Below are 13,264 nucleotides of genomic sequence, written 5' to 3' on the forward strand. Positions count from 1 at the left end.
AGAAAGGGGACTTCTATGCGGAAGCTTGCCGTCGTACTGGCACTGGCATCCACCGCGCTCGCCACTCCCGCCCTCGCCCGCGACAAGTCGTGGTACGTTGGCGTCGAAGGCGGCGCGATGATCGTCGAAGACATCAACTATGACATCGGCGCCGTCTCGCGCGCTGCTACCGTCGACCACAACTACGGCTACGACGTCGATGGCGTGATCGGCTACGATTTCGGTGCATTCCGCGTCGAAACCGAAGTCGGCTACCGTTCGGCGACCGTCGACGGCTACAGCTCGACGCTGACCACCCCGGCGTACACCGCCGCTGGCCTGGGCAACGCGGCTGCCGGTTCGTACGACTATGCCGGCGGCAAGACCTCGGCGCTCAGCTTCATGCTGAACGGCCTGCTCGACTTCGGTGACGATGACGGCATCCAGGGCTTCGTCGGCGGCGGTGTCGGCGTCGCTCGCGTCAAGGCGAACTACGGGCTCAACACCCGCGGCAACTTCGTCGACGATTCGGACACCGTGTTCGCGTGGCAGGGTCTCGCCGGCGTCCGCGCTCCGCTGACCGACCACATCGACGCGACGCTGAAGTATCGCTTCTTCAACGCCGACAACGTCAAGCTGGTCGACGTGACCAACCGTCAGTTCGACGGTCGTTTCCGGTCGCACAGCATCCTCGGTGGCGTGACGTACAACTTCGGTACGCCGACCCCGCCGCCGCCGCCGCCGCCGCCGCCCCCGCCGCCCCCGCCCCCGCCGCCGGCTCCCGAGCCGGTCGCTCAGGCTCCGGTCTGCTCGCCTGGTCCGTTCATCGTGTTCTTCGAGTGGGACAAGTCGGACGTCACCCCCGAGGCCGCGTCGATCCTCGACAACGCCATCAGCCAGTACCAGAGCTGCGGCAACGCGCAGGTCATGCTGGCGGGTCACACCGACAAGTCGGGTTCGGCCAAGTACAACGTCGGCCTGTCGCAGCGCCGCGCGGACTCGGTGAAGGCGTACATGACGTCGCACGCCATCCCCGCCGGTGTCATCTCGACGGAAGCGTTCGGCGAGAGCCGCCCGCGCGTCGACACCGCCGACGGCGTTCGCGAAGTGCAGAACCGTCGCGTGGAAGTCACCTACGGCCCGGGCGCCGGTCAGTAAGACCAGCTCCTTTCGTAGGACTACAGATCGGGAGGTCGGCGCGAGCCGGCCTCCCTTTTTGTTGCGCGCATCCCGCGATGGGACGTGCGTCGCGGCGGCGGTTGCCCGAGGCTGGCAATCGCGCCGCGTTTGGTTAGAGACGGTGCCACAATCTCATCCGCCAAGAGGATATCGATGCGTATCACGATGATCGGTTCGGGCTATGTCGGCCTGGTGTCCGGGGCCTGTTTCGCCGATTTCGGTCATGACGTGATCTGCGTCGACAAGGACGAGGGCAAGATCGCCGCGCTCAAGGCCGGGCGCATGCCGATCTACGAGCCGGGGCTCGAATCGCTCGTCGCGACCAACGTCGCCGCGGGTCGGCTGACCTTCACCACCGATCTTGCCGCCTCGGTCGCGGGCGCGGATGCGATCTTCATCGCGGTCGGCACGCCGTCGCGGCGCGGCGACGGCCATGCCGACCTCAGCTATGTCTTCGCCGCCACCGAGGAAATCGCCGCGGCAGTGACCGGGCCGACCGTCGTCGTCACCAAATCGACCGTGCCCGTCGGCACCGGCGACAAGGTCGAGGCGATCCTGCGCGAGAAGCGGCCGGAGATCGACGTTGCGGTCGTCTCCAATCCGGAATTCCTGCGCGAGGGCGCCGCGATCGGCGACTTCAAGCGCCCCGACCGGATCGTCATCGGTACCGACGACGAGGCCGCGCGCAAGGTGATGCGCGGCGTCTATCGCCCGCTCTACCTCAACGAATCGCCGATCCTGTTCACCGGACGGCGGACGTCCGAGCTGATCAAATATGCGGCCAACGCCTTCCTCGCGACCAAGATCACCTTCATCAACGAGATCGCCGATCTGTGCGAGGCGGTCGGCGCCAACGTCCAGGACGTCAGCCGCGGCATCGGTCTCGACAATCGCATCGGCGCCAAGTTCCTCCATGCCGGCCCCGGCTATGGCGGCTCGTGCTTCCCCAAGGACACGCTGGCGCTGCTCAAGACCGCCGAGGATTTCGAGAGCCCGGTCCATATCGTCGAGGCGGTGGTCAAGGTGAACGACAGCCGCAAGCGCGCGATGGGCCGCAAGGTGCTGCACGCGCTCGGCGATGCGCCCAAGGGCAAGACCGTCGCGCTGCTCGGCCTGACCTTCAAGCCCAACACCGACGACATGCGCGACGCGCCGTCGATCGCAATCGCGCAGGCGCTGAGCGATGCCGGCGTGACGGTGCGGGCCTATGATCCCGAGGGGATGGAAGCGGCGGAGCGGATGATGCCCGAGCTGGCCTTCTGCAAGGATGCCTATGAGGCGGCGACCGGCGCCGACGCGGTGGTGATCGTCACCGAATGGGATGCGTTCCGCGCGCTCGACCTGCCCAAGCTGGCGTCGATCATGGCCGCGCCGGTGCTCGTCGACCTGCGCAACGTCTACCGCCGCGACGAGGTGGAAGGCGCCGGTTTCGCCTATACCGCGGTGGGCCGCTGATCGGAGGCGAGCGCCGCGGCCAGCCAGTCTGGCCGCAGCGCATCGCCTAACGCCTCGACCCGGCGATGCTCGATCATCAGGCCGAGGTCGGGGTAGGTCGTGCGCGTACGCTCGCCGGCGGCGGTGAGCGGCGCGACGACGAGGCGGCGGTTGACCTTGGCGCGATGGTGCATCCGCGCCGTATTCTCCTGTCCGATATAGCAGCCCTTGGCGAAGCTGACGCCGTTGAGCTCGCGCGCATTGCATTCGAGCCACAGCGTCTCGCCATTGCCGAGCTCGGCGACGCCTTCGACCACGCCGAGCGCCAGGCGATGCGCCCGCCAGCCGCGCGCCGGCTCGCCCGCGGGCGCCAGCCAGCGGCGACCGAGCGCGGCGAGGCGCGGATCGGCGACACCCGCCGCACCATCCGGCGCCCAATGGACGGCGCGCGACTCGTCGCGCGCGATGACGATCGGCCGCCGCAGCCGGTAGAGCGTCAGGCGGCGGATCAGCGCATCGGCGGCGTCCCGCTCGACGTCGAGCAGCAGATCGTCGCCATCCGCCCAGACGAGGAAGTCGAACAGCGCCTTGCCCTGCGGCGTGAGCAACGCCGCCCAGACCGGCAGCACGCCGCCGACGTCGTTGGTGACGAGTCCCTGGAGGAAGCCGCGGACATCGGGGCCGGCGAGACGGACGAGCGCGCGATCGCTGAGCGTGGTGGCTTGCATGCGGCTAAGCTAGTGACGCCGCGGGCGTCATCAAGCTGGCGGTGCGGCCGGACGCCCGATAGGGAGGCGCAATGACCGACCGCCTGACCATCCGCCGCCCCGACGACTGGCACGTCCACCTGCGCGACGGCGCGATGCTCGATGCGGTCGCGCGCTATACCGCGCGGCAGTTCGCGCGCGCGATCATCATGCCCAACCTGACCCCGCCGGTGACCGACCTGGCCGCGGCGATCGCCTATCGCGAGCGGATCCTCGCGGCGCTCGGCGGGGCGACCGATTTCACGCCGCTGATGACCTGCTACCTCACCGATCACGCCGATGCGGCGATGATCGCGCGCGGCTATGCCGAGGGCGTCTTCGCCGCGTGCAAACTCTATCCTGCGCATGTGACGACCAATTCGGCGCATGGCGTCACCGATATCCGTGCGCTCACCGACGTGCTTGAGACGCTGCAGCGGATCGGCATGCCGCTGCTGATCCACGGCGAGGTGACCGATCGCAGCATCGACATCTTCGATCGCGAGGCGGTGTTCATCGATCGCGTGCTGACGCCGCTGATCCGCGATTATCCCGCGCTCAAGATCGTCCTCGAACATATCACCACGGCGGAGGCGGCGGCGTTCGTCGCCGAGGCGGCGCATCCGATCGCCGCGACGATCACGCCGCAGCATCTGGTGATCAACCGCAATGCGATCTTCGACGGCGGGCTGCGTCCGCATGCTTACTGCCTGCCGGTCGCCAAGCGCGAATCGCACCGGCTGGCGGTGCGCCGTGCCGCGGTGTCCGGCAGCCCGCGCTTCTTCCTCGGCACCGACAGCGCGCCGCACGTCGTCGGCGCGAAGGAATCGGGCTGCGGCTGCGCCGGCATCTTCAACGCGCCCTATGCGCTCGAAACCTATCTCCAGGTGTTCGACGAGGAAGGCGCGATCGACCGGTTCGAGGGCTTTGCCGCCGAACATGGCGCGCGCTTCTACGGCCTGCCGCTCAACACGGGCACGGTGACGCTGGTGCGCGAACCGGTCGCCGTGCCCGCGCACATCGGCACAGGCGACACCGCCGTGGTGCCGTTCCACGCGGGCGAGACGCTCGGCTGGCGGCTCGAGCGATAGGCCGCGCCGCTCAGAAGGGGAGCCAGCGCGCCTTGCGGGTGATCTTCATATAGCCGACGTTGACGCCGGCACGATAGCCGACGCCGAGCCGGATCGGGATCAGCACGATATTGCCGCGGCGCAGATAGGTCGCGGCGAACCCGCCGACGAAATACAGCCGCCCCTCCGCCGCCGGGAAACGGTGGAACAGGTCGGCGGTGTCGTAGAGATTGTAGACGAGCACGAACACCTTGTTGGCGTCGCCGCCGGCGTCGAAGCCGATCGACGGCCCGGTCCAATAGACCGGCTGCTGTCCCTCGACCTTGTGGCTCATGATCCCCGAGCCGTAGCGCAGGCCGACGATGAACGCGCCCGACGCCTCGCGCCCGGCGATATAGGCATTGGGTTCGCCCTGTTCCTTGAGCACCTTCTCGAGCAGCCCGGCGAGGCCCGCCGCGCCCTTGCCGAACACGTCCTCGCCCGCGGCGAGCAGGTCGTCGCGATGATAGGTCTCGGCCGCCCGATTGACCGCCTCGACGCGGCCGCGCTCCTGCACCGGGGTGGAGGAGGGTGCGGCGTCGAAGCCGGGTGCCGGCGACGCCGGTTCGACGGGGCGCGGGGCGGGGCGGGGCGCGGTCCGTGGCGGTGCCGAAGTGGCGAGATCGCCGTCGATCGCGCGATTGGGATCGATCGTCGTCACCTGCGCCGACGCACTCGCCGCGAGCAGCGCCGCCGCCGTCATCGCATATCCCAATTTACGCATGCCAATCCCCCGCGACCAAACCGCCGCGGACGGGTTAACCATCGACGCGCTTGCCGGGCAATGAACGATTGGCGGATCGCCGCGAAATTACGCCCGGCCGTGCACGCGCGCCCAGTTGATCCGCCCGCCGCGCCTCGCTATAGCGCCCACTCTGCCGCATCCGGAGACGTGGGTGAGTGGCTGAAACCAACGCTTTGCTAAAGCGTCGTACGGGAAACCGTACCGAGGGTTCGAATCCCTCCGTCTCCGCCACCCCATTCCTGCCGGAATGGCGTCCCCCGCAGCATCTGCCTGTCGCCGCATAGCTTCGGATGTTCTGGCAACTGGCCGGGCGAGCGCGGCTATGCGCCTTGCCCGACGGTTCCGACGCGCGTTCGATCGTAATGGATGGCGTCGATCATCGGCCGTCATCCGCGATTGCGCGCACACGGCAGGCGCGCGCGACGACCGCTATCGTCATGACCCCCGCCGCATCCCGCCGAGGTACAGGACCATGGAACCGGCGAGCGCGGAAACAACGGAGCCGGCGAGGACGCCGAGCTTGACCGCATGCTCGAGCGTCGCGTCGCTGAACGCGAGTCCGCCGATGAACAGGCTCATGGTGAAGCCGATGCCGCAGAGCAACGCGGTGCCGTAGATCTGCAGCCAGGACGCGCCCTGCGGCTTGCCCGCCCAGCCGAGGCGTGCCGCGCCATAGACCGCGCCGAGCACCCCGATCTGCTTGCCGATCACCAGCCCGGCCGCGATCCCCAGCGGCAAGGGCGCGAGCAGCGTCGACAGGCCGAAGCCCGCCAAGGGCACGCCGGCATTGGCGAAACCGAACAGCGGCACGATCGCGTAGGCGACCCACGGCTGCAAGCCGTGTTCGAGCCGGTGCAGCGGCGATCCCGCCGCGTCCGGCGCGCCCGGCGAGCGGCGGATCGGGATCAGGCTGGCGGTGAGCACGCCGGCGATGGTCGCATGGATGCCCGACATCCATACCGCGATCCACAGCAGCAGCGCGAGGCAGAGATAGGGCAGCAGCCGCACCACCCCGAGCCGGTTGAGCACGAACATCACGCCTGCGATCAGGCTCGCGGCGAGCAGGGCGATGCCGCTGATGTCATGGGTATAGGCGAGCGCGATCACGGCGACCGCGCCCATGTCGTCGACGATCGCGACGGTGGTCAGGAACAGTTTGAGCGACGCCGGCACGCGCTTGCCGAGCAGCGCCATCACGCCGATGGCGAAGGCGATGTCGGTCGCCGACGGGATCGCCCAGCCGCGCGCCAGTCCCGGCGTCGTCCCGGCGATCGCCAGATAGACCGCCGCGGGCACCGCCATGCCGCTCAGCGCGGCGAGGGTCGGCAGGATGCGATCGGACCAGCTCGCCAGATGCCCGTCGACCAGCTCGCGCTTGATCTCGAGGCCGACGAGCAGGAAGAACAGCGACATCAGCGCATCGTCGATCCAGTGCAGCACCGACAGCGGGCCGACATGGGCGGCGAGGATGCCGAAATAGGCCTCGCCGAGGCCGCTGTTGGCGATGATCATCGCGGCGAGGGCCGCCGCCATCAGCACCAGCCCGCCCGACGCGCCGCTGCGCAGAAAGGCCCGCAGCGCGGATCGGGGCTTTTCGACCAGGCTGGTGGCGATGGCGACGACGGGGGACGGGGGCGCGGGTTGATCGGTCATGCGGCGGCTCCGGGCATGAGGGGTCGCCGTTGGCGGCCCGACCAACGAGAGACCCTGTCGATGCGCGCGCGCCGACACCCGCGGCGGTCTTGGCATCATGACGGTGGCGACACAAGCCGATGTCGCCCATCGCCCGGTCCGCCGATACGCCGGTCGCCATCGCGGCCCCGCGGCAGGTGCCGTCGCACGCCAGACGTCCGACGCAGGGCAGACTTTGCGGTGCGACCTGTGTAGGCCGGCGCGGTGACCGCCTGCGACCTTATCCCGGCCTGCCCGTTCCGCGCGCGTTGGGCGTCCTCGGCTCCCGCATCGTCCTGACATGTCGTGGCGCTCGCTTCTGGTCGCTGCCGCGACGCTCGCCGTGCTCGCGATTTCGGTCGTCGCGCTGCGCCACCTGCTCGCCGATACCCAGTGGAGCGCGGTGATGACCGCGGTTCGCGCGCTGCCGACCGCGGCGCTCGCGGGCGCGGCGATGCTGGCGGTGCTGAGCTATGGCATCCTCACCGGGTTCGACGTGGTGGCGTTGCGGCTCGTCGGGCGGCCGGTCCCCTATGCCAGCGTCGCGCTGGCGGCGTTCACCAGCTATATCTTCAGCCACAATCTCGGCTTTGCCGCCTTGACCGGCGGCGCGGCGCGATACCGTATCTATCGCCGCCATGGCGTGCCGCTTGCCGATGTCGGCCAGATCATGATCGTCGCCGGCGTGACCTTCTGGCTGGGCGCCGTCCTGCTGCTCGGCCTGAGCCTCGTCCTGCTGCCGAGCCTGCCGCCCGTCGCGCACCGCGCCATCTCGCCGGGTTTCCAGACCGCCGCCGGCCTGTGCCTGCTCGCGCTGTTGGCCGCCTATATGGTGGCGCTCGGGCGTTTGGGCGGGCGGGCCATACGGCTGTGGCGCTGGCCGCTGCGGCTGCCGACGTGGCGGATGGCGATCGTCCAGTTCGCGCTCGGGACCGGCGATCTGCTCGTCGCCGCGAGTGTCGTGTTCGTGCTGCTACCCCAGCCGGCGATCATGCTCTATCCCGCCGTGCTGGTCGGCTATCTGTTCGCGATCGTCACCAGCCTGCTCGTCCACGCCCCCGGCGGGCTGGGCGTGTTCGAGGTGGTGATGATCGCCGCTCTGCCGCAGGTCGACCGGCCAGGGCTGGTGGCGGCGCTGCTCGCCTTCCGGCTGATCTATTATCTGATCCCGCTCGCCATCGGCGGGCTGTTGTTCGTCGGCCATGAACTCGTCGGCTTGCGCCGACCGTGCGTCGATGACGGTGTCCGGAGCTTCGATGACCATCCATAATAGCGCACCATGGCTGGAGGCGGCGTTCCTCGGCGTCCTGCAGGGGCTGACCGAGTTTCTTCCCGTATCCTCCAGCGCGCATCTGCGGATCGCGGGTGCGCTGCTGCCGTCCGGCACCGATCCCGGCGCGGCCTTCACCGCGATCACGCAGATCGGCACCGAGGCCGCGGTGCTGCTCTACTTCCGCCGGGATATCTGGCGCATCGCGCTGGCTTGGTTGACCGCGGTGAGGCAACGCCCCGCGACGCTGTCGCCGGACGCGCGGCTCGGCTGGCTCATCATCCTCGGCACGCTGCCGATCGCGATCCTCGGTCTGGCGTTCAAGCATCAGATCGAGGGCGGGCTGCGCAATCTCTATATCACGGCCACCATGCTGATCGGGTTCGGGCTGGTGCTCGGTCTCGCCGACAGGATCGGCGCGCGCAGGCTGCCGCTGGAGACGCTCGGCTGGCGGCACGGCGTACTGCTGGGCTTTGCGCAGGCGCTCGCGCTGATCCCGGGCGTGTCGCGATCGGGCGGCACGATCAGCGCGGCGCTGCTGCTCGGCTATACGCGGGAGGCGGCGGCGCGCTATTCGTTCCTGCTGGCGATCCCGGCGGTACTCGCGTCCGGCGTGTTCGAGCTGCTCGACAGCTATGACAAGCCGAACCCGATCGGCGGCGGGCCGACGCTGCTGGCGACGGTGCTGGCGTTCGGTGTCGGCTATGCGGTGATCGTCGGGTTCCTCCGCCTGCTGCAGAGCCGCAGCTTCCTGCCCTTCGTCCTATACCGGATCGCGGCCGGGACGGCGGTGCTGCTGCTGTTGGCGAATGGGATGATCGCCGCGCGGTAGCAGGACGCAAAAAAATGGAGGCGGCTGGCCGGCCGCCTCCAGAGGGGACTGTGGAACCATCGCGAGAGCGATGGGAAATTGGGAAAGGCGTGGCCGGCCTAGCGTATGCCTCTGACCTGTTCGATGACGTCGTCGGCGCTGTAGATCGTCGGCTGCTGGGTCAGGCCGGGAAAGGCGGCGTTGTCCCCCGATCCCGGCTGGATGACGACGACCGACTGCGCCGTCTGACTGGGGCGCCAGCGTTCCAGCACCTGATAGGGCACGTCGCCGCCGCCGAAGCCGCCCGTCGTCGGGCCGGTCGGAACCGCGCCGTCGCTGACCCCGGGCGAGGATCCCGCCTGGCCGGCCGCGCCGCTCGCGGCGCTCGTCGATCCGGTCGCGAAATCTGGTCCGGTCTTGTCGCGCAGGCTGGAGCCGGTGCCGTTGGCGAGATCGCTCGTCTGTGCCGAGATGACGGCAAACCAGGTCATGCCCGCCTCTTTGGTCAATTCGGCGGCGCGCAGCATCGCGAATTTCGCCACCTGATCGGGCTTCGCGCCCCTGGCGCCGGTGTAGACGATCGTGATCCGTCCATCGGTGCCGGTCGTCGAGCGATAGCCGACGTCCTTGGCCGTCTTCGCCGCCTTATACCCCTTTTGCGCGGTCGCCGGCATGGCCACGACCATCGCGACGCTTGCAATCCAAATGCCGAGCTTCATGACCACCTCCATTGGGCAGGATCGATCCTCGTCTGCGCCAGCGCCGGAGCGCGGCGCCGGTCAGAATTGCAGCAGCGCACCGAACACCACGCGTCGATCGTTGAGGAAGCTGAACCGGTCGAACATCTGGCCGCTCTTGTCGATCTGCACCTGCGACTTGCTCTTCGTGTCGAGGATATTGGCGATCGAGGTGCGCAAGGTCAGCGCGCCGACCTTGAAGCGGACCGAGGCGTCGAGGAACCCGGCCGCCGAGTTGAACACCGGGTTGCCGGTCACGTAGTCGCGATACGAGGTGAGATATTTCGATCGCCAATTGTACGCGAGACGCAGTTCGAGCGCGCTGTCCTGGTAGATGCCGACCGCGTTGAGGATATGGTCGGACTGGCCGAGCAGATTGTCGACCCCGAAGCGGAAGACGGTGGTCTGATCGTCCGGCACGCCGTCGCCGTTACTGTCGACGCCGTTGGCCGGTGGCGTCGCCGACGAGTCGATATAGGTGTAATTGCCCTGGAAGCCGAGATGGCTGAGCACGCCGGGCAGCTTGTCGAAGAACTGTTGGTAGCTGACCTCGACGCCCTTGATCTTGGCCTTCGCCTGATTGACCTGGCCGCTGTAGATGATGTTGACGGTCTGGCCGTCGAGCTGCGTGGTGCCGAGCGGCAGGTCGCCGTTGGTGATGATGTTGGACAGGCTCTTGTAGAAACCGGCGATCGAGACATAGCCGCCGCGGAAATAGCGTTCGATCGACAGGTCGAAATTGTCCGCCAGCGTCGGGCGCAGTCGGGGATTGCCGCGATTGACGCGGATTTCGCCGACCGTGATGCTCTGCGCCCCCCGATCGATGCCGTAGAGCGGATCGTTGCGGTCGGTGATCGTCGGATAATTGATCCGGTTGGTGGTCACGACATATTCCTGCGATGCGCGCAGGTCCTGCACGTTCGGCCGGCTCAGCCCCTTGCTGTAGGCGAAGCGGACGAGCTGCTGGCGATCGATGTTCCAGCGCACGTTGAACGAGGGCAGCCAGTTGACGTTGGTCTGCTTGTAAGTGATCGGGACGGCGGCCTGCTCCGAATAAGCGGTCGCGCCGGGCAGGAAGTCACGGGGATCGTCCCGGCTCTCCGCATCGTCGGTTCGCGTTCGCACGCCGTTGGCATCGATTGCGGACGTCTGGGTATCCGCGACGAACGGACGGAACGCCTGGAAGCCCGCCGAATTCAGTTCGGTGCGCACGTAGCGGACGCCGGCATTCGCCGCGATCGACATGCCATTGTCGAACTCGTGCTTGGCGTCGAGCCGCATATAGGCGTTGAACGTGCGTTCGGTGATGTCCGAGATATCCTCGGGGCGGAAGGTCGGCGAGCCGAAGCGCGATCCGTCGTCGGTGCCGCGCGGCAGCCAGCCGAAATTGCCGGCGCAGGTCGGCAGTGCGCAGCCGGCGGGCGGCGCGAGCTGCGGTTCGCTGTTCAGATATTTGCGAAAGTTCGAATAGCTGCTGAGCAGGTTGCGGTTGGCGAAGACGAAGGACTGGTTGCTGCCCTGGACCACGCCGCCGCGATAGAAGTTGCTGAAGCTGACGACCTCCGCGGCCTGGTTGGGGTCCTGGAAGGTGCCGACGATGCCATAGCCGCCGCGACCGTCCCACGGCGGCGCGATCGATCCCCAGTTGAGCGCCATTTCGGCATTGGTCTGGCTCCGCTTGGCATAACGCGCGCCGAGCTTGACGCTGTCGAACCAGCCGCCGAAGCCCTCACCACCCGACAGATCGTAGGCGGTATCGGCGCGCAGCGCATAAAGGTCGCCCTTGCCGACCTGGAACTGATCGGCGGCGAACTGGAAGGTCGACCCGTTGAAGTCGGCGCTCGACGTCGGCCGGGCGAGGGGATTGGTGGCGCTGTCGCCGGTGTAGCGTGTGTTGTTCGGATTGAACTGATGCTCCGGATCGACCGAGAAGTTGATCCGCGGATTGTCGAGATTGGGCGCGATCTGCCAATCGAGATAGGTGTTGAAGCCGGCCCAGATCTGGCGGGTGCTGGCGCTGGCCTTGGTATATTGCCCGTCGAGGGTGACCAGCAGGCGATCGGTCGCCTGCCATTTGGCGTTGAGGCTGATATCCTGGGTCTTGCTGCGATCCATCCGCCCGATGCCGAGCGAGCCGACCGGCGAGCCGACCGCGCCCGTCCAGGAATCGATGCGGTTGGTGACGAAGCCCGATTCCATCAGGCCGCCCTGGATCGGGATCAGCGTCTCGCAGTCACCCGGATTGGACGGAAAGGCGCCGGCGCCGCTGCACATCGCCACCCCGGCCGACGAGAAGCCCTTGTCGACCTTGAGGTTGGTGATCCCGGCGGTCGTACCGGTATCGTGTTCGGGAAACCATTCGAACGTATGTTCGATGCTGTCGGTGGTCTCCTCGACGCGGATATATTTGGCGGTCAGCTGCAGCCGGTCGTTCTTCCACTGGATCGCGCCGTAATAGCTGCGCCGGTCACGGTCGACGTCGTTCGTCCGCATCTGGAAACCGGGCGTCGTGCCGATGATGTTCGACGGATCGACGCCGGTGAACTCGCCGAGCTTGGCGGCGCCGGTCAGATTGGTCTGCGGCACGTTGCCCGACGCATCGAGCACGCGGGGGAAGGGGGCGTTCTGCTGCCAGCCGTTGATCCGCGAATCGAGGTTCGAGCGCGAATAGGAGGCGATGACGCCGAATTCGCCGATCCCCGTCTGCCACCGCCGTCCGGCGGTGATGCTGCCCGACGGCGACGATTTCTTGCGCAGATCGGTGTAGGTATTGTCGAGCGAGATGGCGAGGAACGGCTTCTGCCGGTCGAAGGGTTCGAGCGTGCGCAGGTTGATCGTGCCGCTGATGCCGCCTTCGATCAGGTCCGCCGTCTGGTTCTTGTAGACGTCGACGGCGCCGATCAATTCGGGCGGGATGCTGGAGAAATCGAGCACCCGGCCGCCGTTGGCGCTGAACGCGTCGCGGCCGTTAAATTCGGAGCGGACGAAGCCGAGGCCCCGGATCAAATTGCCCTGGCCCTCGGGCGACGGGAAGTCGGGCGAGGCGCCACCGGTCGCGAAGCGCGAGATGGTCACGCCGGGAACGCGGCCGAGCGCCTCGGCGACCGACAGATCGGGCAGGGTAGCGATATCGGAAGCGGTGATCGAATCGACCACCGTATCCGCGTTGCGCTTGATTTCCTTGGCGCTCTCCAGCGCCTTGCGGATGCCGGTGACGACGATGTCATTGGGCCGGCCGGGATCGGCGGCGCCATCGTCGGGCACGGTGGCGGGATCGGTGTCGGGGGCGCCGGTCTTCGGCGGTGATGCCTGCTCGTCGATCGGCGGCGTCGCCGTCTGCGCGGCCGCGGGCGACACGATCGCCGCGAACACCGACAATGCCGATGTAGTAAGCAGCAGCGACTTCAAAGGCCCGGACACGACCGAGCGTACGCTATTCTTCATGATGGCACCCCCTCCACGTTCGGCGCACCGAACCCGTTCTCCCTTCGACGCCGGCCTTGTGGAACGATCCGGGGCTCTCCAACCCCGGTCGACAACCGGTCATCAAATGTAAGAGTATTGCTATGTCAGGTATTTGTAA

Annotated in this window: 10 protein-coding genes and 1 tRNA gene; 6 read left to right on the forward strand and 5 right to left on the reverse strand. The window is 67.7% G+C overall.

Annotated elements, in window-relative coordinates:
* Positions 1-15 precede the first annotated feature (15 nt).
* Together PBN85_RS01880 and PBN85_RS01885 are read left to right on the forward strand one after the other, a co-directional pair.
* Positions 16-1,137 (forward strand): OmpA family protein, encoded by a 1,122-nt coding sequence (locus tag PBN85_RS01880; RefSeq protein WP_271299969.1) that lies wholly within the window; start codon positions 16-18, stop codon positions 1,135-1,137.
* Positions 1,138-1,311: 174 nt separating this feature from the next.
* A complete protein-coding gene (locus PBN85_RS01885; protein WP_271299970.1) occupies positions 1,312-2,613 on the forward strand; it encodes a UDP-glucose dehydrogenase family protein in 1,302 nt (433 codons plus the stop codon).
* Here PBN85_RS01885 and ygfZ read toward each other — a convergent pair.
* Entirely contained in the window at positions 2,592-3,320 is a 729-nt protein-coding gene (gene ygfZ, locus PBN85_RS01890) for a CAF17-like 4Fe-4S cluster assembly/insertion protein YgfZ (RefSeq protein WP_271299971.1), read from the reverse strand. The two genes, PBN85_RS01885 and ygfZ, sit on opposite strands and share 22 nt — an antisense overlap.
* A gap of 71 nt (positions 3,321-3,391) precedes the next feature.
* Between ygfZ and pyrC the strand changes: the two genes are divergently transcribed.
* Positions 3,392-4,429 (forward strand): dihydroorotase, encoded by a 1,038-nt coding sequence (gene pyrC, locus PBN85_RS01895; RefSeq protein WP_271299972.1) that lies wholly within the window; start codon positions 3,392-3,394, stop codon positions 4,427-4,429.
* Positions 4,430-4,439: 10 nt separating this feature from the next.
* Here the strand turns inward: pyrC and PBN85_RS01900 are convergent, their stop codons facing one another.
* Positions 4,440-5,171 carry a DUF1134 domain-containing protein gene (locus tag PBN85_RS01900; RefSeq protein ID WP_271299973.1) on the reverse strand — a complete coding sequence of 244 codons (732 nt, stop codon included), beginning with the start codon at positions 5,169-5,171 and terminating at the stop codon, positions 4,440-4,442.
* Positions 5,172-5,333: 162 nt separating this feature from the next.
* On the opposite strand from PBN85_RS01900, the gene PBN85_RS01905 reads away from it, so the two are divergent.
* Positions 5,334-5,423: transfer RNA gene (locus tag PBN85_RS01905), tRNA-Ser, on the forward strand.
* 204 nt (positions 5,424-5,627) lie between these two features.
* Here the strand turns inward: PBN85_RS01905 and nhaA are convergent.
* A complete protein-coding gene (nhaA, locus tag PBN85_RS01910; protein ID WP_271299974.1) occupies positions 5,628-6,845 on the reverse strand; it encodes a Na+/H+ antiporter NhaA in 1,218 nt (405 codons plus the stop codon).
* 319 nt (positions 6,846-7,164) lie between these two features.
* Between nhaA and PBN85_RS01915 the strand changes: the two genes are divergently transcribed.
* Both PBN85_RS01915 and PBN85_RS01920 read left to right on the forward strand, forming a co-directional pair.
* Positions 7,165-8,133, forward strand: a complete 969-nt coding sequence (locus PBN85_RS01915) for a lysylphosphatidylglycerol synthase domain-containing protein (protein WP_271299975.1) — start codon at positions 7,165-7,167, stop codon at positions 8,131-8,133.
* Positions 8,120-8,965, forward strand: coding sequence for an undecaprenyl-diphosphate phosphatase (locus tag PBN85_RS01920; protein WP_271299976.1), 846 nt, complete (start codon positions 8,120-8,122; stop codon positions 8,963-8,965). The genes PBN85_RS01915 and PBN85_RS01920 overlap by 14 nt, the downstream gene beginning before the upstream one ends.
* A gap of 98 nt (positions 8,966-9,063) precedes the next feature.
* On the opposite strand, the gene PBN85_RS01925 is transcribed toward PBN85_RS01920, so the two are convergent.
* On the reverse strand, positions 9,064-9,663 hold the full coding sequence (locus PBN85_RS01925) for a CC0125/CC1285 family lipoprotein (protein ID WP_271299977.1): 600 nt from the start codon (positions 9,661-9,663) through the stop codon (positions 9,064-9,066).
* Positions 9,664-9,723: 60 nt separating this feature from the next.
* Positions 9,724-13,125: a TonB-dependent receptor gene (locus PBN85_RS01930; RefSeq protein ID WP_271299978.1), complete on the reverse strand. Its 3,402-nt coding sequence runs from the start codon at positions 13,123-13,125 to the stop codon at positions 9,724-9,726.
* Positions 13,126-13,264: the final 139 nt, after the last annotated feature.

The sequence above is a fragment of the Sphingomonas sp. CV7422 genome (genome assembly GCF_027945725.1).
Taxonomy (GTDB): Bacteria; Pseudomonadota; Alphaproteobacteria; order Sphingomonadales; family Sphingomonadaceae; genus Sphingomonas; species Sphingomonas kyungheensis.

What these genes read in the sequence shown, in the direction of transcription:
- pyrC (WP_271299972.1), top strand. Translation starts at nt 3,392, where the DNA reads ATGACCGACCGCCTGACCATCCGCCGCCCCGACGACTGGCACGTCCAC.
- PBN85_RS01925 (WP_271299977.1), bottom strand. Translation starts at nt 9,663, where the DNA reads ATGAAGCTCGGCATTTGGATTGCAAGCGTCGCGATGGTCGTGGCCATG.
- PBN85_RS01920 (WP_271299976.1), top strand. Translation starts at nt 8,120, where the DNA reads ATGACCATCCATAATAGCGCACCATGGCTGGAGGCGGCGTTCCTCGGC.
- PBN85_RS01885 (WP_271299970.1), top strand. Translation starts at nt 1,312, where the DNA reads ATGCGTATCACGATGATCGGTTCGGGCTATGTCGGCCTGGTGTCCGGG.
- PBN85_RS01915 (WP_271299975.1), top strand. Translation starts at nt 7,165, where the DNA reads ATGTCGTGGCGCTCGCTTCTGGTCGCTGCCGCGACGCTCGCCGTGCTC.
- PBN85_RS01900 (WP_271299973.1), bottom strand. Translation starts at nt 5,171, where the DNA reads ATGCGTAAATTGGGATATGCGATGACGGCGGCGGCGCTGCTCGCGGCG.
- nhaA (WP_271299974.1), bottom strand. Translation starts at nt 6,845, where the DNA reads ATGACCGATCAACCCGCGCCCCCGTCCCCCGTCGTCGCCATCGCCACC.
- ygfZ (WP_271299971.1), bottom strand. Translation starts at nt 3,320, where the DNA reads ATGCAAGCCACCACGCTCAGCGATCGCGCGCTCGTCCGTCTCGCCGGC.
- PBN85_RS01880 (WP_271299969.1), top strand. Translation starts at nt 16, where the DNA reads ATGCGGAAGCTTGCCGTCGTACTGGCACTGGCATCCACCGCGCTCGCC.
- PBN85_RS01930 (WP_271299978.1), bottom strand. Translation starts at nt 13,125, where the DNA reads ATGAAGAATAGCGTACGCTCGGTCGTGTCCGGGCCTTTGAAGTCGCTG.